The following is a 20221-nucleotide window of genomic DNA, read 5'->3' on the forward strand; positions in this document are numbered from 1 at the left end:
AGGTGACACCCCCATGACCACGACCACCCACACCCGGGTGCCGGCCGGCTCCTCCCCCGCCGCCGACCCGGCGCCCTCCGCGTCGGGAGCGCGTGCCCGCAGGGCGGCCAAGCGCCGCCAACTGACCGCCGCCGGCGTCCTGATGACGCCGTTCTTCGCCCTGCTGGTCACCGTCTTCCTGATCCCCGTCGGCACGGCGGTCTACCTGAGCTTCTTCAGCGACGACCAGCCCGGCCTCGGTTTCGGTCCCGAGCGCACCGTCTTCGTCGGGCTGCGCTCCTACGCGGCCGTGCTCACCGACCCGACCTTCCTCGGCGGGCTCGGCACGGTCGCGCTGTACTGCCTGATCTACATCCCCCTGATGGTGGCCGGCGCGCTCGCCCTCGCCCTGCTGCTGGACTCCGGCGCGGTCCGGCTGCGCGCCTTCGCCCAGCTCGGGCTGTTCCTGCCGCACGCGGTGCCCGGCATCATCGCGGCCCTGATCTGGCTGTACCTGTACACGCCCGGCATCAGCCCGGTCATCGAACTCTTCGCCCAGGGCGACATCACGATCGACTTCCTCGGCATCCACACGGTCGTCCCGTCCATCGTGAACATCGCGCTGTGGAGCAACCTCGGCTACAACATGGTGGTCTTCTACGCCGCCCTGCAGGCCGTGCCCCGCGAGGTGATCGAGGCGTCCGTCGTCGACGGCGCGGGTCCGGTGCGCACCGCGCTCCAGGTGAAGACGCCGCTGGTGCGCGCCTCGATCGTCATGGTCGCCATCTTCACCCTGATCTGGGCGCTCCAGCTCTTCACCGAGCCGATGCTGCTCAGCCAGTCCTCCCCGATGATCAACTCCCGCTTCTCGCCGAGCATGTACATCTACGACGCGGCCTTCACCCGCAACAACTACAGCCTCGCGGCGGCCGCCTCGGTCGTCCTGCTCGTCTGCACCATCGCCCTGTCCTACGCCGTCACCCGCTTCACCAGCCGCGTCGACGCCGAGGAGGCCCGATGAGCGCCACCGACAGCTCCCTGCTCCGCCCGAAGCTGCTGGGCCGGGCGACGGTCAACGTGGTCGTCGCGATCTCCGTCCTGTACACACTGCTGCCGGTGCTGTGGCTGGTGCTCGCCTCCACGAAGACCCGGGACGCGCTCTTCAGCAGCGACCTGCTGTCCCTGAGCGACTTCTCCTTCGTGCAGAACCTCCAGGACCTGTTCGCCATGGACGGCGGGCTGTACGGCCGCTGGTACGTCAACAGCCTGCTGTACGCCGTGCTGGGCGCGGCCGTCGGCGCGCTGGTGAGCGTCGCCTGCGGCTACGCCTTCGACAAGTACCGCTTCCGGCACAAGGAGAAGCTGTTCGGCCTGGTCCTGGCGGCGGTCATGGTGCCGCAGACGGTCCTCGCGCTGCCGCTGTACCTGATGGCGTCCGAGGCCGGCCTGGTCAACACCTTCTGGGCGGTGTTCATCCCGGTGCTGTTCAACCCGTTCGGTGTCTACCTCGGCCGGATCTTCGCGCGGGGCTATGTGCCCGACGAGGTGCTGGAGGCGGCGCGCGTGGACGGGGCGGGCGAGCTGACCACGTACGCCCGGGTGGCGCTCCGGATGCTCGGTCCCGGTCTGGTCACCGTCTTCCTCTTCCAGCTGACCGCGATCTGGAACAACTTCTTCCTGCCCATGGTGATGCTGTCCGACCAGGACCTGTACCCCGTCAGTCTCGGGCTGTACCAGTGGAACAGCGCGGCGTCCGTCTCTCCGGAGTACTACCCCGTGGTGATCATGGGTTCGCTGCTCGCCGTACTGCCGCTCATCCTCGCCTTCGTCCTGCTCCAGCGCTTCTGGCGGAGCGGGCTGACCGCCGGAGCCGTCAAGTGACATCGCACTCCCCCGGTCCCGGTTTCCGGCCCCGTGCCGCCGTGGCCATGTCCCGGGACGCCGCCTCGGCCGTCCTCGACCCGCAGTCCCTCGACGCCTTCCGCCGGGTCTGCGACCTCGCGCCGCTCCCGGTGCTGGACGACCTGTCCACGCCGCGGGCCAGGTCCGCGCTGGCCGACGTCGACCTGCTGATCACCGGCTGGGGCTGCCCGCCGCTGGACGCCCGGGTGCTGCGGGCGGCACCGCGGCTGCGGGCCGTGGTGCACACGGCGGGCAGCGTCCGCGGGCATGTCACCGACGCGTGCTGGGAGCGGGGGGTCGAGGTCTCCTCGGCCGCCGCGGCCAACGCGCTGCCGGTGGCCGAGTACACGCTCGGCATGATCCTGCTCACCGGCAAGCGGGTCCTGGAGCGGGCCCGCGACTACCGGGTGTCCCGGGAGCGCGGCAACTGGCTGCGCACCCCGCGCGGCATCGGCAACTACCGCCGCACCGTGGGCATCCTGTCCGCCTCGCTGATCGGCCGCCGGGTCGTCGAACTGCTGCGCCCGCACGACGTCGACGTCCTGCTGCACGATCCGTACGTGAGCGACGCGGACGCCGCCGGGCTCGGCGTCGAACTCGTGGACCTGCCCGAGCTGTTCGCGCGCTGCGACACCGTCAGCGTGCACACCCCGCTGCTGCCCGCCACCCGCCACCTGGTCGGCCGTTCACTGATCGACGCGATGCCGGCCGACGCGGTGCTCATCAACACCTCCCGGGGGGCGGTCGTCGAGCAGGAGGCGCTCACCGACGCGGTCCTGGCGGGCCGGATCCGGGCGGTGCTGGACGTCACCGACCCCGAGGTCCTGCCGCCGGACCACCCGCTGTGGGACTGCGACAACGCGCTGATCACCCCGCACCTCGCCGGCTCCGAGGGCAACGAGTGGCGCCGCCTGGCCGACCTCGCCCTCGCCGAGACGACCCGCTGGGCGTCCGGTGCCGGTTTCCTCCATCCCGTACGACGCGAAAGGCTGGCGTTCCTGGCATGAGCATCCCGTTCGAACTGCCCACCGAGGACCGTGCGCTCAGCCCGTACACCGGTTACACCCGGGCGCACTGGGAGGCCGTCGCGGACGGGCTGCTGTGGGCCGCGTGGCGCTGGAGCACACCCGGCCGCGCCCTGCTCGACCTGCCGGGGCGCCCCTCGCGCTCGGGCGTGCGCTCCGACGGACTGGAGGGCTTCGCCCGGACCTTCCTCGCGGCGGCCTTCCGGGTCGCCGGCGCGGACGGCGACGACCCGCACGGCTGGCTGGACCGCTATGCGCGCGGCCTCGACTCGGGCACCCGCACGCCCGGCCGCGAGGACACCGAGTCCTGGCCGCTGATCCTCGACCACGACGTGCAGGGCCAGCCGATGGTCGAGTCGGCGTCGGTCGCGCTCGGGCTGCGGCTGACCGCGCCCTGGCTGTGGAAGAACCTCGACGCCGGGGTGCAGGACCGGGTCGAGGCATGGCTGCGCGGGGCGCTCCGGCACGTACCCGCGCCGAACAACTGGTACCTGTTCCCGTACACGGTCGCCGGGTTCCTGGAGTCGGTCGGCCGCGGGGACGCCGAGACGGCCGCGGCCCGCGGGCGGGCGCTGGAGCTGATGGAGGGCTGGTACCGGGGCGAGGGCTGGTACGCCGACGGTGACGGACGCGCCTTCGACCACTACAACGGCTGGGCGCTGCACCTGTACCCGGTGCTCGACGGCCACCTGGCCGGCGACACCGGACAGGCCGCCGCCCGGTACGGGGAGCGGCTGCGCACACACCTCGACGGTTTCGCGCTGATGTTCGGCGCGGACGGGGCTCCGCTGCACTACGGCCGCTCGTTGTCGTACCGGTTCGCCGCCTCCGCGGCCGTGGGCCTGGGCGCGGTCACCGGGCACACGCCGCTGACACCGGGCGCCTCACGGCGGCTGGCGAGCGGCAGTCTGCGCTACTTCGTCGAACGCGGCGCGGTGACCGACGACGGGCTGCTGAGCCTCGGCTGGCACGGCCCGCACGGGGCCACCCTGCAGTCGTACTCCGGCCCGGCCTCCCCCTACTGGGCCTCCAAGGCGTTCGTGTCGCTCCTCGCCCCGGCCGGCCACCCGCTGTGGACCGCCACGGAGGAGGCCGCGCCGGTGGAGGAGGCCGACCGGGTGCTGGCCCTTTCCGCGCCCGGACTGCTGGTGCAGGCGACGCGCGGCGACGGGATCGTACGGCTGCACAACCACGGCAGCGACCATGTCCGGCCGCACGAGGGCGAGTCGGCCGTCGAGGACGACCCGCACTACGGGCGGCAGGCCTACTCGACCCGGACCGGCCCCACGGCGCCCGGGAACGTCGCCGACAACCACCTGTCGGTGGAGGTGAACGGCCGGCGCAGTGTGCGGCGTCGCGTCCATCCGCTCGGCGCGGGGCAGGGCGACGGCTGGGGCTGGGCGGCGTCCTGGCACCGGCCCGTCTTCGCCGGCGGGCCACCGATGGTGCCGGGGCTGCGGGTGGAGAGCGTGACGGTGGCGCGGGGGCCGTACGAACTGCGGGTGCACCGGGTGCTCGGGGCGCCGGCCGGCGCACGCCTCACGCACACCGGTTGGGCGACCGGCCCGGAGGAGCCCCTGGTCTCGGCACTGCACGGCCTGCACGGCTGGCGCCCCGAGCCGGAGACCGTCCGCGCCCCGCAGGGCACCGCCTACACGCCGTGGGCCGAGCTGCCCCGGCTGTCCGGCGACGCGGACGGCACCTCCCTGCACGTCTGCCTGGCCGCGCTCACCGGTGAACCGGGCCCCGGTCCGCTCGCGGAGGCGGTCACGGAGGTCCTGGCCGGTGAGACCGGTGTCGAGGTGGTCTGGGCGGACGGCGGTGGGCGGACGCGGGTCTCGTTCGAACCGGTGGGGGTGACGCACACGGCGAGCGGGCGCGGGTCTCTTTGACGGGGTGGCCGGCCGCGGTCCGCCGGGGCGACCCGGACCGTACCGAGGTGAAGGCCGCCTGGTGGTGTCCGGGTCGCCGCGGTAAGCAGCACGCCGTCTTGGCCTCGGGTAGGCACAGAGGTGCGGGGACGTGCCCGGTGCGGGGACGTGCCCGGTGCGAGGTGCTCTTCCGACCGGCCGGGCCCGGTTCAAGGCGTACTGTCCCGGCGCGAGCCGTGGCCTCCGGGTGCCCCGGCCGGGGGCGTCCTCCCCCGTGCGCACGCCTCCGGTGGCGCACGGCCCCCGGCCCGGTGACGCTGGTACGGCACCGGTGAGAAGGAGCTCCCCCATGCGCAAGTCGTCGTGGGCCGTGATCGCGGCCCTGGCCGTGCCGGTACCGTGCGCCGCTTCGACCGAGGCCGCCGTACCCCACTCCGGGCCTCTTCCGGGCGACGTGACGGCGACCGGGTGCGTCCAGGGCGGCGGCGCGACCGCCGCGTCGGCGGGCAGGGAGGAGACGGGCTCCTGCACGGCTGGTGGCCGGCGCGGCACCCACGACGGGGAGTGCGTCACCTGAGCCGGCCCCTCCGTTCCCTCGCGCCCATGCCTTGAGTCCCGATCGCTGGGTACGCGGTCACGGCCCACCCCCACGACAGTCGGTACTCGAACACGACCGGCCGCGTGCAGCGGCCCGCCCAGAACGGAGAGAAGGCTGATGAGCGAGGCCAACCCCCTCAAGCGGGTAGCCCACAAGGTCACCGAGAGCCTGCAGGGCGACGGTGGCGGACCGGCGGACGGGATTCCCGGCAAGCCCGGCCCCGAGTCGCCCTCCGTCGCGGAACCCACCGAGCCCCGGGAGCCGTTGCCGCCGAAGCCGGACCAGAGCGGTCCGGACACCGTGTCGCCGACCGGTCAGCCCACGGGAGCCGACCAGGCCCGGGTGGCGCAGTCCGGGAGCTACCTGACGAACGCCCAGGGCACCCGGCTGTACGACACGGACCACTCGCTGAAGGCCGGGCCGCGCGGACCCGTACTGCTGCAGGACCATCACCTGCGCGAGAAGGTCATGCACTTCGACCACGAGCGCATCCCGGAGCGCGTGGTGCACGCCCGGGGCGCGGGCGCGCACGGGGTGTTCCAGAGCTACGGCACGGCGGCCTCGGTGACGAAGGCGGGGTTCCTCGCGGCGGACGTGGAGACGCCGGTGTTCACGCGGTTCTCCACGGTGGTCGGCTCGCGGGGGTCGTCGGACACGGTGCGGGACACCCGCGGTTTCGCGACGAAGTTCTACACCAGCGAGGGCGTCTTCGACCTGGTCGGCAACAACATCCCGGTCTTCTTCATCCAGGACGCCATCAAGTTCCCGGACGTCGTGCACGCCGCGAAGCCGCATCCCGACCGGGAGATCCCGCAGGCGCAGAGCGCGCACGACACCTTCTGGGACTTCGTCTCGCTGCACACCGAGGCGACCCACCACACCATCTTCTTCATGGGCGACCGCGGCATCCCGCGCTCCTACCGGATGATGGAGGGCTTCGGTGTCCACACCTTCCGGCTGGTGAACGCCGAGGGCGCCACGACGCTGGTGAAGTTCCACTGGAAGCCCAAGCTGGGCGTGCACTCCCTGGTGTGGGACGAGGCGCAAATGATCAACGGCATCGACCCGGACTTCCACCGCCGGGACCTCGCCGACGCCATCGAGGCGGGCGCGTACCCGCAGTGGGAGCTGGGCATCCAGACCTTCCCCGACAACCCGGAGCAGACCTTCGAGGGCATCGACCTGTTGGACCCGACGAACCTCGTGCCCGAGGAACTCGCCCCGGTGCAGCCGGTCGGGCTGCTGACCCTGAACCGGAACCCGTCGAACTTCTTCGCCGAGACCGAGCAGATCGCCTTCCACGTCGGCCACCTGGTCCCGGGCATCGACGTCACCGACGACCCGCTGCTCGCGGGGCGGCTCTTCTCCTACCTGGACACCCAGATCACACGTCTCGGCGGCCCCAACTTCCCGCAGCTGCCGATCAACCGCCCCCAGGCGCCGGTGAACGACATGCTGCGCGACGGCATGCACCAGACCGCCGTGCACCGGGGCGTGGCCCCCTACCGGCCCAACTCCCTGGACGGCGGCTGCCCGTTCACGGCCGGGGCGGACATGAGTGCCTTCGTCGAGGCGCCGGTCAGGGTCCCGGAGGCGGTCAAGGTGCGGGAGGCTCCGGAGTCGTTCGCGGACCACTTCAGCCAGCCGCGGCGGTTCTGGCTGAGCATGAGTCCGGTGGAGCGCGAGCACATCATCGGCGCCTACACCTTCGAGCTCGGCAAGTGCTACGAACAGGCCGTCAGGGAACGGACCCTCCAGGTGCTGGCCAACATCGACCCGGAGCTGTGCGCGGGCGTCGCCGAGGGCCTCGGCCTGCCCGCCCCGCGACCGACCGTGCCGCTGGCCGACGTCGAGCCCAGCCCGGCACTGTCCCAGGTCGGCCGGACCTGGCCCCTCGACGGCCGGGTCGTCGGCATCGTCACCGGCGGGGCGGACCTGGAGGGTGTGACGGCCGTACGGGAGGCGGTGCTGAACGCCGGGATGGTGCCGCTGGTCGTGGCGCCGACCGGCGGCACCATCGGCTCGGGCGACGCGGCGCTGACCGTCCAGCGCAGCTACGTCACCGCGCGGTCCGTCGAGTTCGACGCCGTCCTGGTGGCGGGGACGCCCGACATGGGCGGCGACGCCTACACTCCGCGGGACTACAAGGCCACTCCCCCGCCCGCGCAGCCGGGGACGATCGACCCGCGGGTGAGCCTCATGGTGTCGGAGGCGTACCGGCACGGCAAGGCGATCGGTGTCTGGGCGGGCGGCGAGGCCGCGCTCGAGGCGTCGGGCGTGCCCACCGACGCTCCCGGTGTGGTCGTCGCGGCGTCCGGCACCGCGGCCCTGGAGCAGGTGACGGAGCTGATGGGCGCCCACCGGGTGTGGGAACGCTTCACCACTCCCCGGGGCTGATCCGCGCGCCCCGTCGGGCCGGTCGCCGAAGCCGGCGGCCGGCCCGGCGGCGTGTTCAGCACAGGACGCGCAGCGCCCCGGGCAGCACTCTCGCCGTGACGGGGACGACGGCCTCGACCTCGCCGTCGGCGCCGTAGGGTATGGCCCGGTCGGCCTCGATGCGTACTTCCCGGCCCCGCAGGACGCGCACCTGGGGCCGGTGGACGTGGGCGCCCGACCCCAGCTCGTTCATCAGCGCGAAGAACAGCCACCGGGGCGCGTCGTGGATCATCACGACCTCCAGCAGGCCGTCGTCCACCCGGGCGGCGGGGGCGATGAGGCGGTTGGAGCCGTAGTAGCCGGAGTTGGCGGCCACGGCGGTGTAGCCGGTGAACGCGTGTTCCTCGCCGTCGACGGTGACGCGGTAGCGCGTCGCGCGCCAGGTGGTGATGGCGCGCAGCGCGCCGGCGTAGTAGGAGGCGGTGCCGCGCAGCAGGCGCGCGTTGTTGGCGTGGTGGTTGGCGAGCGCGTCGACCCCGGCGTAGACGCTTCCGAGTACGACGGTGCGGTCGTGGACCGCCGAGGTGACCTCGATGGTGTCCACGGGGCGGGGCTCGCCCCGCAGCAGCAGTCCGGCGAGGACGGTGGGGTCGGTGGGCAGGGCCAGGGCGCGGGCGAAGTCGTTGCCGCGGCCGGCCGGGACGAGGCCGAGCAGGGCTCCGGTGCCGCTGAGGGCGCCGCCGATTCCGCCGGCCATGCCGTCGCCGCCGACGGCGAGCACGACCCGGCCCCGCGCCCCGGCCCGCCGGGCGATTTCCCGGGCGTGCGCGAGGCTGCGGCTGTACTCGGTCTCCAGCTCGGCCCCCGCCTCCCGCAGCAGCCGGGCCACCCCGAGCAGCGCGGCGGCCGGGGTGGCGCCGCCGGCGGTGGGGTTGACCACGGCGGTGAACTGTCGCATCGGTGTGCCTCCGGGCTGACGGGTGATGCCGGACTGTTGTCTCACGGGGTCGGGGCGAGCCGCTGTGCGGGGTCAGTCCTCGGGCAGCAGGACGCCCGGGCTGAGCAGTCCGGCGGGGTCCAGGCTCCGCTTGACCGCGCGCAGGGCCTCGACGCCGAGGGGGCCCGCCTCCCGGACGTACCAGTCGCGGTGGTCGGTGCCGACGCCGTGGTGGTGGGTGATGGTGCCGCCCGCGGCGAGGATCGCCTCGTTGGCGGCGTGCTTGGCCCGGGTCCAGTGCGCGACGGCGTCGTCGCCCTGTGCCGAGACGACGGTGAAGTAGAGGGAGGCGCCGTTCTCGTAGACGTGCGAGATGTGGCACATGACCAGCGGCGGGGTGCCGGCCCCGGTGAGGGTGCCGGTGAGCGCGTCGCGGACGGCCGCGTACAGGGCGGGGATCCGGGACCAGTAGGTCGCGGTCTCCAGGGTCTCGGCGAGCGCCCCGGCGTCGAGCAGCGCGTCGCGCAGGTACGGCGCCGAGTAGCGGCCGCGGGCCCAGCGCTCCCCGGGTTCCTCGCCGGCGAACGTGCCGCCGCCCTCGCGCAGTACGGCGGCGGCGCCCTCGCGGCGGTACGCGGTGTCCTGCGCGGTGCCCTCGAATCCGACGACCGCCAGGCATCCGGCGTCCCGCCGCTCCGGGGAGGCGCCGACGGCGTCGGGCTGGGCGAGGCCGATCAGGGTCTCGGTCTCGTCGGACAGCCGCAGCACCGTCGGACGCGGGCCGTCCTGGGCGAGCCGGCGCAGCGCCGCGGCGCCCTCGGCGAAGGAGGCGAAGCGCCAGCCCTCGTAGCGGCGGACCTCCGGCACGGGCCGCACGCGCACGGTGACGGACGTGATGACACCGAAGGCGCCCTCGGAGCCCAGCAGGAGCTGGCGCAGGTCGGGGCCGGCCGCCGAACGCGGGGCGCGGCCCGTGTCGAGGGTGCCCCGGGGAGTGGCGAGGGTGAGGCCGAGGACCATCTCGTCGAAGCGTCCGTAGCCGGCGGAGGCCTGTCCGCTGGAGCGGGTCGCGGCGAAGCCGCCGATGGTGGCCCACTCGTAGGACTGGGGGAAGTGGCCGAGGGTGTAGCCGTGCCCGGCGAGGAGCGCCTCGGCCTCGGGGGCGCGCAGGCCGGGTTGCAGGGTGGCGGTGCGGGAGACCTCGTCGAGGTCGAGCAGGCGGTTCATACGGCGCAGGTCGAGGGCGACGAAGGTGCCGTCGCGCCCGGGGGCGAGGCCGCCGACGACGGAGGTGCCGCCGCCGAAGGGGACGAGGGCGAGACCGTGCTCGGCGCAGGCCTCCAGTACGGCGAGCACCTCGTCGTGGCCGTCCGGGAGGACGACGGCGGCCGGGGTGTCCGCGGTGTCGCCGGCCCGCATCCGCAGCAGGTCGGGGGTGGACTTGCCGCGGGTGTGGCGCATCCGGGTCTCCGCGTCCGTACGCACGCCGTCCGCGCGGTCGCCGACGGCGGCCTCCAGCGCGCGGCGGGCGGCCGCGTCCAGCGGCGATCCGGGTACGTCGATCTCCTCCAGCGGGACGGAGGCGGCGTGGCGCGGCTCGACGCCGAGCAGCTCGCGCAGCAGCCCGGTCACCGTGTCGGGCAGCGGCGTCGCACGGGCCGGGTCGCCCCAGCCGTTCCACAGCATGTCCATGGCCTGTCGTCCTCGCGGTCGGTCGGGGGGATGCCGTCGGGTGGTGTCCGCGCGGCCCCAGGGCGTTACACTGTTACACATGACGCCTAACCGTCACAATGACTCGGGCCGACCGAACACCTCCGACAAGGACGCGGTGCTGGACGCCGTGCGCGACTGCGTACTGGCCGTCGGGGTCCGCCGGACGACGATGACCGACGTCGCCCGCCGGGCCGGCGTCTCCCGGATGACGCTGTACCGGCGCTGGCCGGACGTGCGGTCCCTGGTCGGCGACCTGATGACCCGGGAGTGGATCGCGGTGGCCACCGGCGCCGTCCCCGAGCCCGGGCCGGGGGTGGCCACGCGCCCGCGCATCGTCGAGGGACTGGTCACCGGGGTGGAGGCGTTCCGCGCCCATCCGCTCTTCCGCAAGATCGTCGACGTCGATCCAGAGCTGCTGCTGCCCTACGTCCTCGACCGGCGCGGGGCCAGCCAGGAGGCCCTGCTGGGACTGCTGGCCGACTCGCTCGCCGAGGGCCACGCCGACGGGTCGGTGCGCCCGGCCCACACGGGGCGGCAGGCACGCTCCGTGCTGCTGATCGTCCAGTCCTTCGCGCTGTCGCTGCGGACCATGACCGAGGAGGACGACGCCGAACTGTCCCCCGCGGCCCTCCTCGCGGAGCTGCGCACCGTCCTGGAGAGGACCCTCACACCATGAGCCCGACCGGCAGCACCCCCGCCGCCGGGGCCTCCCTGTCCGCCGCACGGCGCTCGCGCGAGCTGACCGGGGCCGCCGGCGGCCCCGTCGTGGACGTCCTGGTCGTCGGTCTCGGCGCGACCGGCGCCGGCGCGGCCCTGGACGCCGCGGCCCGCGGTCTGAGCGTCGTCGCCGTGGACGCCCACGACCTGGCCTTCGGCACCTCCCGCTGGAGCTCCAAGCTCATCCACGGCGGCCTGCGCTACCTCGCCTCCGCCCAGCTCGACGTCGCCCACGAGAGCGCGGTGGAGCGCGGCGTGCTGATGGAGCGCACCGCTCCCCACCTGGTGCGCGCCCAGCCCTTCGTACTGCCGCTGACGCCCCTGGTCTCCCGTGGCCGGGCCGGGCTGGCGTGGGCCGGGTTCCGGGCCGGCGACGCCCTGCGTCTGGCGGCGCGCACCGCCCGGGCCACGCTGCCCGCGCCGCGCCGGCTGTCCGCCGTGGAGACCCGCCACCTCGCACCGGCGCTGCGCTCCGACCGGCTGCGCGGCGGGCTGCTGTCCTGGGACGGCCGGCTCACCGACGACGCCCGTCTGGTGACCGCGCTCGCCCGGACCGCCGCCGCGCGCGGAGCCCGGATACTGACCCGGGTGAGGGCCCTGGAGCTGACCTCGTCCGGCGCCCGGATACGCGACGAGCTCACCGGCGAGGAGGGCGTGATCCGCGCCCGCGCGGTGATCAACGCCTCCGGAGTGTGGGCCGGCGACCTGGTCGACGGCATCCGGGTCCGTCCCTCCCGCGGCACCCACCTGGTCCTGCGCTCCGACCTGCTCGGCCCGCTGCCCGCCGGCCTGCACGTGCCGGTCCCCGGGGAGACCAACCGCTTCGTCCTCGTCCTGCCCCAGGGCGACGGCCGCGTCTACGTCGGCCTGACCGACGAGCCCGTGGACGGGGACGTACCGGACGTGCCCGAGGTGCCCGAGACGGACGTCGGCTTCCTGCTGGACGTGCTCGGTTCGGTACTGGAGGCGCCGGTCCACCGCGAGGACGTGGTGGGCGCGTTCGCGGGCCTGCGTCCCCTGCTGGACACCACGTCCGCCGACCGGCCCGGCAGCGGGCCCCGCACGGCGGACGTCTCACGCCGGCACGCCGTGCTCACCTCGTCCGAGGGCGTGATCACCGTGGTCGGCGGCAAGCTCACCACGTACCGGCGGATGGCCGAGGACGCCGTGGACGCCGCCGTCGCGGCCCGCCGCCTCGGCGCCGGACCGTCCCCCACCGCCGCGCTGCCGCTGGTCGGCGCCGCCGCACCGCACGCGCTGGCCGCGCTGCGGGCGCCGCGCCGCCTGGTGCGGCGGTACGGCACCGAGGCACCGGCCGTGCAAGCCCTCGCCGACCGGGACCCCCGGCTCGGCGAGCGCGTCCTGCCGGGCCACCCCGTCACCGGGGCCGAGCTGCTCTGGGCGCTGCGTCACGAGGGGGCCCTCGACGAGGGCGACCTGCTCGACCGCCGCACCCGCATCGGGCTGGTGCCCGAGGACCGGGCGGCGGCGCTGCGTGCCGTACGCGATCTCGTCGGCGAGGTCCCCGCCCGGCGGGGCTGAACGGACCGGTCCGTCCGGTCCAGCCCTGCCGGGGCCGGTCAGGTGCCCTGTCCGGCGTCCTGGACGGCCTTGCGGACCTTCGCCTCCAACTTGTGCCGGGACTGACCCCCCTCCTTGACGTACTCCGTCATCGCGGTCTGCGCGTCCCGGTCCAGGTCGCGCCAGGCCCGTACGGCGGTCTCGTACGTGTGCGACTGCCGTGCGGTCCACTGATGCTGCGTGGGAGGCCCGTACGAGTCCCGCAGCTCCTCGACCCGGTGCTGCGCCAGGTCCGCCGCGCGACGCTTGTGCACGAGCTCCTCGAATGTGTGAGCCACCACATATCGACCGTAGTCAGAGGAGCGCCGTCGCGCGCGTCGAGCCCGTCACGACCGGTCCGGGCCGCCCCGGTCCGCGCAAGTGGCCCATGAGGGCCTCGAAGAGCCTTAGCATCAAGCCACCGGTGCGGGCCGGACACATGCGAGAAGTGAGGCTGAGCGTGGCGGACATAGAGGGCGCGGCGGTACCGGAGCGGCTGCTGATCACCCGGACCACCACGGGCGAAGGCGTCGGCATCGTCATCCTCGCCGGGGAGGTCGATCTCGACGGCAGCAGTCAGCTCCACGACGTCCTGCTGTCCTGCGTGCGGACGGCGCCGGGCACGGTGGTCGATCTCGGCGAGGTGGCCTTCCTGGACTCCAGCGGCATCAACGTGCTCATCTCCGCGCACCGGGCCGCCGAGTCCCGCGGCGGCTGGTTCCGGCTCGCCGCGCCTCAGCACGCCGTCGAGCGCGTGCTGAGGCTCGTGGGGGTCGACGCGCTCATCGACTGCTACCCGACCCTCGAGCAGGCCCTGGCCGCCTGAGGGAGGTCAGCGCAGCGGCAGGCGCGCGTACACCGTCTTCCCCGTCGCCCGGGGCTTGGTGATGACCTCGTCGCACAGGCGCGTCACGATCTCCAGGCCGTGCCGGCCGACCCGCAGGGGGTCGCGGGGCAGGAACGTGGGGAAGCCGTCCCCCGTGTCCGACACCGCGATCTCCACGCCGTCCTCCAGCAGGGTCAGTTCCAGGCGGCAGGGGCCGGGCGCGTGGCGGAGCGCGTTCGTCACCAACTCGCTGGCGACCAGGCGGGCGGCGTCCAGGAAGGTGTCGGCCAGGCCCACGCCCCGCTCGCGGAGCCGCGTGACGAAGCCGTGCACGACGTCCCGGGAGGCCGGGATCATCGCCGATCCGCCCCTGAACTCCACCACCGTGGACACGACCGAGGTGTCCGCGGCATCGGATCTGTGCGCCGGAGTCATACAGAGCCTCACCGTCCGGTCCGGGGCCGAGTAGCCGAGTGGGGGTGCGCTGGTCCCCGGCCCTTCACGATACGCACCGGAGCCGTTTTCACGATCCCTTTGCCCCAACTTCCGCCGGACGCGCCGTTTTTCGGACAGGCCCGGGCCGAGTGCGCCGGAAAGGGCACCGTCCCGGTCGGCGACGGGCACGGCCGGGGTTCGCGGCGGGGCGCACCGGTCCGCCCCGAGGACTCCTCGCGGGCTTCGGGGCGGCCGGTGCGCCGGTGCGCCGGTGCGCCGGTGCGCCGGTGCGCCGGTGCGCCGGTGCGCCGGTGCGCCGGTGCGCCGGAGGGATCAGAAGGTGCCGCGGCTGGGCTCGGCGGCGTCCCGCTTCGTCTCGTTCTCGGGGGTCGCCGAGGTGGACTCGCGGTTCAGCGTGGCAACGCAGTCGGCCTCGTCGAGGTGGCTCGCCGCGACGGCGGTGCCGAAGCAGCGGCCCTGGCCGGCCGCCGCGGACCCGAGCGAGTCGGCGGCTTCGGCGGAGTGGGCGGCGGCCGTCAGCGCCGCCGCGGCGACGAGGCCGGCGGTGACCGCTCGCGAGAGGCGTAACAGAGTCATGCGCATGTCATCCCGCTCCTTGAATCGGTGCACGGAGGCCGCTCGGAAGGGCAGGAAACTCCGAAAGTTTCGGATGTGTTTCCGAATGTCGCGGAAGAGGTTACGGACTCCCGACCTCGCGGTCAACGCCCGTCGCGGTCACCCGTGCGGCCCGACCGCGTGCGCGTCCCCGGTGAGCGGCGCATTCTTACTGTGTCGCCCGCGTGACGGCGCACGGACGAGGTGGGGCCGAGAGGTGGGGCCGATGAGCGCAGGCGCCGAGGACCCGGACCGCACGCCCGGGCGGCTGACGGTGCTCCTGATCGACGCCTGTGCCCGGGCCATCGGCGCGGCCGGCGGCCACGCGGGCGGGGTCTACCTGCGCTCGCGCACCCCCGGCCTGCTGCGGCTGGCCGTGCTCGCCGGACTGCCCGGACCGCTGTTCCGGCCCTGGTGGCGGCTGCACGCCGACAGTCCGTTCCCGGCCGCCGACGCCTACCGGCGGGGCGTCCGGGTGGTGCTGCCCAACGCGGCGGAGACGATGCGCCGCTACCCGCAGTTCGCGGCCGGCCTGCCGTTCCCGTTCGGGTCCCTGTACGTGCCCGTCGCCGGTGCGACGCGGACGTACGGCGTCCTGACCGTCCTGCGTCCCGGCGCGTCGGACACCGCCGAGGTGGTGGAGGGCCTGGACCGGATGGAGCGGCCGGCCCGGCAGCTCGGTGCGGCCCTGGAGCGGCTGGACGAGGACCCCGAGGCGCCGGCGGTCGTCTGGGACGGCGAGCCGTTGTGCCTGCGGCCGCCCCCGTCCGTACGCCACGCCCGGCGCGCCGGAAGTTTCGCCTGGGATCCGGCCACCGGTGACGTCACCGTCGACGAGCCGCTGCGCGCCCTGCTCGGCACGGCGGGGACCACCGCCGGATCCGCCACCACCACACTCGACACGCTCACCCGCGCCCTGGCCCCCGACGACGGGCACCGGGTCGCCGCGGCGCTGCGGCAGACCGCTGCCGGCCGGCCTCCGCCGCTCCCCCTGTACGTGCGTGCCTCGGACGGTGCGCTGCTTCTGGTGGAGCTGTGGAGACCACCGGCCGCGCCGCCCGTCGGCGGCCCGGTGCGCGGCGCCGTACGTGATCCGTCGTCCGGCACCGTGGCCGACGCCGCGGCCGACCTGCTGCCGGACGGGGTGTTCTGCGTGGACCGGCTGGGCACGATCCTCTACGTCAATCCGCGCGCCGCCCGGCTGCTGGGCCGGCCACGGGCCCGGCTGGTCGGCCACTCCCTGTGGGAGGCCGTGCCCTGGCTGGACCAGACCGCCTACGAGGACCATCTGCGCGGCGCCCTGCTCTCCCCCGAGCCGGTCCACTTCCATGTCCGGCGCCCGCCCGACGACAGCCGCCGGACCACTCCGCGGCCGTACGAGGGAGACTGGCTCGCCGTCTCCGTGCATCCCGGGCCGGACTTACTGACGGGCACGCTCCGCCCGGCCAACCGGGTGGCCGACGCGTCCGCCGGCCTCGCACCCGAGCACGGGGGACCGGGGGCGCCCGGCACGGACGGACCCGCGCCGGCCGCCATCGCCGCCACGGCGCCCGGGTACCGCCCCATCGTGCTGGCTGTTGCCCTGACCGAGGCGGTCACCGCCCGCCAGGTGTCCGCCGTGGTCGTGCGGGAGGTGCTGCCGGCGTTCGGCGGCCGTCGGCTCGCCATCTACCTCCTCCAGGACCGCCGTCTGCATCTGGCGTGGGAGACGGGCTTCCCACCGGGCTTCCTCACGCGCTTCGAGGGGGTGGCGCTGGACGCCCGGCTGCCCGGGGTCGAGACGCTGACCAGCGGCCGGCCGCTCTTCTTCGACTCGATGCAGGCGCTGGCCGCCGCGTACCCGGGCATTCCCCTGGACGCCACGGAGGGCTCCCGCGCCTTTTTGCCGCTGATCGCCTCCGGGCGCCCGGTCGGCTCCTGCATCCTCGGCTTCGACCGTTCCCGTGGGTTCGGCACCGAGGAGCGCGCGGTGCTCACGGCCCTCGCCGGGGTGATCGCCCACGCCATGGAGAAGGCCCGGCGCTTCGAGACCGAGACCGCCCTCGCCCGCGGACTCCAGCGGGCGCTGCTGCCCCGGCGGCTGCCGGCGCACCCCCTGCTGGAGACCGCGGGGCGCTATGTGCCGGGGACCCAGGGCATGGACGTGGGCGGGGACTGGTACGACGTCGTCGCCTCGGGGGACGGCATGGCCCTGGTCATCGGTGATGTGCAGGGGCACGGCGTGCAGGCGGCGGCCACGATGGGACAACTGCGCAGCGCCGTGCGCGCCTTCGCCCTCGGTGACCGTTCGCCCGACGAGGTGCTGAGCGGCGTCAACCACCTGCTGACCGACCTGGACCCGGGGCTGTTCGCGAGCTGCTGCTACGTCCGCCTCGACCCGGCCACCGGACGGGCCTGCGCGGCCCGCGCGGGGCATCTGCCGCCGTTGCTGCGCCACCCGGACGGACGTACCGAGGCACTGGACCTGCCCGGCGGCGTGGTACTCGGCGTGGACCCGGGCGTCCGGTACCCGCTGACGGAGTTCCCGGTCGAGCCCGGTGCCGTCCTCGCCCTCTACACGGACGGGCTGGTGGAGCGGCCCGGCACCGACATCGAGGACGGGATCACCGCGCTGCGGCTGGCCCTGGCCAGGGCCGGGGCGCGCGCCGAACGGCCGCCCGGGAGCCCCTCGCTGGCGGGCCTCGCCGACCGGATCGTCGTCACCGCCCGCCGCACCACGGACCGCCCCGACGACATCGCCCTGCTGCTCGCCACCCGCCGCCCCCGGCGAGGGAGCCCTCCGTGAGGGGCCGCGGGCCCGGAGCGGGCGGGCCGCTCCGGCACCGGGGTGCCCCTCGCCTCCGCGGGCCCGGCAGTGTAGACATGGGCACATGGTCCGACTGATGGGTCGATCGGGAGAGCGGTCACCCCGTCGTCCCAGCGGCCCGCCGGCCCGGCACCCGCGAGACGCGGACCGGTCGCGGCGGGGGACGGACACGGGAGGGCGGCGGCGTGCCGCGGCGGTGCGCTCGGCGCTGTCCAGGCGCAGTGTCGCCGGCCAGGTCTTCGTCATGAACGTGGTCATCGTGCTGCTGATCGTGGTGGCCGCCGCGATCGCGCTGGTGCTCCAGGTACGGCACGACAGCACGGTGGAGGCCCGCAACCGGTCCGTCGCCGTGGCCGCGACGTTCGCCGAGTCCCCGGGCATCCGGGAGGCCCTGCGCGGCCCCGACCCCACGGCGGTGCTCCAGCCCCGGGCCGAGGCGGTGCGCAGGGCCACGGGTGTGGACTTCGTCACCGTCACGAACACCGACGGCATCCGCTACACCCACCCCAAGCCCGACCGCATCGGCAAGGAGTTCGTGGGGAACATCGCCCCCGCACTGGCCGGGGAGACGGTGACCGAGGAGATCGAGGGGACGCTCGGCCCGCTGGTCCAGGCCGTGGTGCCCGTCGAGGCGCCCGACGGCACGGTCGTGGGCGTGGTCTCCGCGGGCATCACGACGGAGAACGTGGGCGGTGCCGCCGAACGGCAGCTGCCGCTGGTGCTGATCGTGGCGGGCGTCGGGCTGGCCCTGGCGACGGCGGGCACCGCGTTCGTCAGCCGGCGGCTGCTGCGGCAGACGCACGGTCTGGGACCGCACGAGATGACCCGGATGTACGAACACCACGACGCGGTCCTGCACAGCGTCCGGGAGGGCGTGCTCATCATCGGCGGAGAGGGCGGGCTGCTGCTCGCCAACGACGAGGCACAGCGTCTGCTGGACCTGCCCGCCGATGCCGAGGGGCGGCAGGTCACCGACCTCGGGCTTCCGGTCGACACGGCGGAGCTGCTCGTCTCCGGACGGGTCGCCACGGACGAGGTGCATCTGGTCAAGGACCGCTTGCTGGCGGTCAACCAGCGGCCCACCGACGTACGGGGCGGCCCGGCCGGCAGTGTCGCCACCCTCCGCGACTCCACGGAGCTGCGGGCCCTGTCCGGCCGGGCCGAGACCGCCCGGGAACGCCTGGACATCCTGTACGCCGCCGGCGTGGGCATCGGCACCAGCCTGGACGTCACCCGTACCGCCGAGGAGCTGGCGGAGCTGGCCGTGCCCCGGTTCGCGGACTACGTCAGCGTCGACCTGTTCGACACCGTGCTGGCCGGCGGCCAGCCGGGAGGCGTGACCCCGCTGCGCCGCTCCGCGCTCAGCGGCATCCGCAAGGAGGTCCCGCTCTACCCGGTGGGCCGGCAGATCCGTTTCGTGGCCTCCTCCCCGCAGGGCCGGTCCCTGCACACCGGCCGGCCCGTCCTGGAACCCCGCCTCGGCGAGGCCCCGGGCTGGCAGGCCCAGGACCGCGAACGCTCCGCGCGGGTGGTGGAGTACGGCGTCCACTCCCTGATCACCGTGCCGCTGCGGGCGGGCACCCTGGTGCTCGGCGTGGTCAGCTTCTGGCGTTCGGAGAAGCCCGAGCCGTTCGACGAGGACGAGCTGGCCCTCGCCGAGGAACTGGTCGCGCGCGCCGCGGTCTCCATCGACAACGCGCGCCGCTACACACGCGAGCACAGCATGGCGGTGACCCTCCAGCGCAGTCTGCTGCCCCGCAGGATGCCCGACCAGAACGCCCTGGACGTCGCCTACCGGTACCTGCCCGCGCAGGCGGGGGTCGGCGGGGACTGGTTCGACGTGCTGCCGCTGTCGGGGGCGCGGGTGGCGCTCGTGGTCGGCGACGTCGTCGGTCACGGGCTGCACGCCGCCGCCACCATGGGACGGCTGCGGACGGCGGTGCACAACTTCGCCGCCCTCGACCTGCCGCCCGACGAGCTGCTGGGCCTGCTGGACGAACTGGTCGGCCGCATCGACCAGGACGAGGCGGCCGACGACGGCAGTGCCCCGGTCACCGGCGCGACCTGCCTCTACGCGATCTACGACCCGGTCTCCGGCTCCTGCGTGATGGCCCGGGCGGGCCACCCGCCGCCGGCGCTGATCCGGCCCGACGGCAGGGTGGAGTTCCCCGAGGTGCCCGTCGGCCCCCCGCTGGGCCTGGGCGGCCTGCCGTTCGAGACGACCGAGCTGCGCCTGGCGGAGGGCAGCCGGCTGGTGCTGTACACCGACGGGCTCGTCGAGGACCGGGAGCACGACATCGACGTCGGCCTCGAGCACCTGCGCCGGGCGCTGGAGACGGCCGGCGAGTCGCCCGAGGAGACCTGCCGGGCCGTGCTGGACGCCCGGCTCCCGGACCGGCCGGGCGACGACATCGCCCTGCTCGTCGCCCGCACCCACACGCTCGGTCCCGACCGGGTCGCCGAGTGGCAGGTACCGAACGACCCGGCGGCGGTCGGCGAGGTGCGCTCGCGGGTCACCGGGCGGCTGGCCGAGTGGGGACTGGACGAGCTGGCGTTCACGACGGAACTGATCCTGAGCGAGCTGGTCACCAACGCGATCCGGTACGGCGGCGAGAGCGTCCATGTCCGGGTGCTGCGCGACCGCAGCCTGATCTGCGAGGTGTTCGACAGCAGCAGCACCTCACCCCACCTGCGCTACGCGGCCATGACGGACGAGGGCGGGCGCGGGCTGTTCCTCGTCGCACAGCTCGCCGAGCGCTGGGGCACCCGTTACACACCGGCCGGCAAGGTCATCTGGGCGGAGCAGCCGGTGCCCTGACGGACACGGGCGTCGCCCACCCTCGGGGATTCCGCCCCCGGCA

The 20221-nt window shown here is 74.4% G+C and carries 16 protein-coding genes; 11 read left to right on the plus strand and 5 right to left on the minus strand.

Translation table 11 applies throughout. The annotated features are described in order from the left end of the window. Nucleotides 1-13: 13 nt before the first annotated feature. From ACP4J0_RS06670 to catB, 6 genes are all read left to right on the plus strand, one after another. Nucleotides 14-1000, plus strand: coding sequence for a carbohydrate ABC transporter permease (locus ACP4J0_RS06670; protein ID WP_426597670.1), 987 nt, complete (start codon nucleotides 14-16; stop codon nucleotides 998-1000). Beyond that, nucleotides 997-1860 (plus strand): carbohydrate ABC transporter permease, encoded by an 864-nt coding sequence (locus ACP4J0_RS06675; protein WP_426597671.1) that lies wholly within the window; start codon nucleotides 997-999, stop codon nucleotides 1858-1860. The genes ACP4J0_RS06670 and ACP4J0_RS06675 overlap by 4 nt, the downstream gene beginning before the upstream one ends. Then, the gene (locus tag ACP4J0_RS06680) at nucleotides 1857-2888 is read left to right on the plus strand and encodes a hydroxyacid dehydrogenase (protein WP_426597672.1); all 1032 of its coding nucleotides are present in this window, start codon (nucleotides 1857-1859) and stop codon (nucleotides 2886-2888) included. The genes ACP4J0_RS06675 and ACP4J0_RS06680 overlap by 4 nt, the downstream gene beginning before the upstream one ends. Further along, nucleotides 2885-4798 carry a DUF2264 domain-containing protein gene (locus ACP4J0_RS06685; RefSeq protein ID WP_426597673.1) on the plus strand — a complete coding sequence of 638 codons (1914 nt, stop codon included), beginning with the start codon at nucleotides 2885-2887 and terminating at the stop codon, nucleotides 4796-4798. The genes ACP4J0_RS06680 and ACP4J0_RS06685 overlap by 4 nt, the downstream gene beginning before the upstream one ends. A 328-nt stretch (nucleotides 4799-5126) precedes the next feature. Then, on the plus strand, nucleotides 5127-5354 hold the full coding sequence (locus ACP4J0_RS06690; protein ID WP_426597674.1) for a hypothetical protein: 228 nt from the start codon (nucleotides 5127-5129) through the stop codon (nucleotides 5352-5354). Between the two features lie 138 nt (nucleotides 5355-5492). Further along, nucleotides 5493-7772, plus strand: a complete 2280-nt coding sequence (gene catB / locus ACP4J0_RS06695) for a catalase CatB (RefSeq protein WP_426597675.1) — start codon at nucleotides 5493-5495, stop codon at nucleotides 7770-7772. Nucleotides 7773-7827: 55 nt separating this feature from the next. Here catB and ACP4J0_RS06700 read toward each other — a convergent pair whose 3' ends face one another. Together ACP4J0_RS06700 and ACP4J0_RS06705 are read right to left on the minus strand one after the other, a co-directional pair. Further along, entirely contained in the window at nucleotides 7828-8709 is an 882-nt protein-coding gene (locus ACP4J0_RS06700; protein ID WP_426597676.1) for a YegS/Rv2252/BmrU family lipid kinase, read from the minus strand. 72 nt (nucleotides 8710-8781) lie between these two features. Continuing rightward, complete coding sequence (locus tag ACP4J0_RS06705; RefSeq protein WP_426597677.1) at nucleotides 8782-10380, minus strand: FAD-binding oxidoreductase; 1599 nt, start codon at nucleotides 10378-10380, stop codon at nucleotides 8782-8784. A 79-nt stretch (nucleotides 10381-10459) separates the two neighbouring features. On the opposite strand from ACP4J0_RS06705, the gene ACP4J0_RS06710 reads away from it, so the two are divergent. Together ACP4J0_RS06710 and ACP4J0_RS06715 are read left to right on the plus strand one after the other, a co-directional pair. Next, nucleotides 10460-11077, plus strand: coding sequence for a TetR/AcrR family transcriptional regulator (locus tag ACP4J0_RS06710; RefSeq protein WP_426597678.1), 618 nt, complete (start codon nucleotides 10460-10462; stop codon nucleotides 11075-11077). Beyond that, complete coding sequence (locus ACP4J0_RS06715) at nucleotides 11074-12660, plus strand: glycerol-3-phosphate dehydrogenase/oxidase (protein WP_426597679.1); 1587 nt, start codon at nucleotides 11074-11076, stop codon at nucleotides 12658-12660. The genes ACP4J0_RS06710 and ACP4J0_RS06715 overlap by 4 nt, the downstream gene beginning before the upstream one ends. A gap of 38 nt (nucleotides 12661-12698) precedes the next feature. Here ACP4J0_RS06715 and ACP4J0_RS06720 read toward each other — a convergent pair whose 3' ends face one another. Next, a complete protein-coding gene (locus ACP4J0_RS06720; RefSeq protein WP_426597680.1) occupies nucleotides 12699-12977 on the minus strand; it encodes a hypothetical protein in 279 nt (92 codons plus the stop codon). Nucleotides 12978-13138: 161 nt separating this feature from the next. Here ACP4J0_RS06720 and ACP4J0_RS06725 point away from each other — a divergent pair, with 161 nt between their 5' ends. Next, nucleotides 13139-13504: an STAS domain-containing protein gene (locus tag ACP4J0_RS06725; RefSeq protein ID WP_426597681.1), complete on the plus strand. Its 366-nt coding sequence runs from the start codon at nucleotides 13139-13141 to the stop codon at nucleotides 13502-13504. Between the two features lie 6 nt (nucleotides 13505-13510). On the opposite strand, the gene ACP4J0_RS06730 is transcribed toward ACP4J0_RS06725, so the two are convergent. Next, nucleotides 13511-13897: an ATP-binding protein gene (locus tag ACP4J0_RS06730; RefSeq protein ID WP_426522579.1), complete on the minus strand. Its 387-nt coding sequence runs from the start codon at nucleotides 13895-13897 to the stop codon at nucleotides 13511-13513. Nucleotides 13898-14272: 375 nt separating this feature from the next. Then, a complete protein-coding gene (locus tag ACP4J0_RS06735; protein WP_426597682.1) occupies nucleotides 14273-14542 on the minus strand; it encodes an endo-1,4-beta-xylanase in 270 nt (89 codons plus the stop codon). Between the two features lie 238 nt (nucleotides 14543-14780). Between ACP4J0_RS06735 and ACP4J0_RS06740 the strand changes: the two genes are divergently transcribed. Together ACP4J0_RS06740 and ACP4J0_RS06745 are read left to right on the plus strand one after the other, a co-directional pair. After that, the gene (locus ACP4J0_RS06740) at nucleotides 14781-17339 is read left to right on the plus strand and encodes a SpoIIE family protein phosphatase (RefSeq protein ID WP_426597683.1); all 2559 of its coding nucleotides are present in this window, start codon (nucleotides 14781-14783) and stop codon (nucleotides 17337-17339) included. A gap of 265 nt (nucleotides 17340-17604) precedes the next feature. Further along, the gene (locus ACP4J0_RS06745) at nucleotides 17605-20178 is read left to right on the plus strand and encodes a SpoIIE family protein phosphatase (RefSeq protein ID WP_426597684.1); all 2574 of its coding nucleotides are present in this window, start codon (nucleotides 17605-17607) and stop codon (nucleotides 20176-20178) included. The last annotated feature ends 43 nt before the right edge of the window (nucleotides 20179-20221 follow it).

The organism is Streptomyces sp. WG7 (assembly GCF_049975785.1).
Classification (GTDB): Bacteria; Actinomycetota; Actinomycetes; order Streptomycetales; family Streptomycetaceae; genus Streptomyces.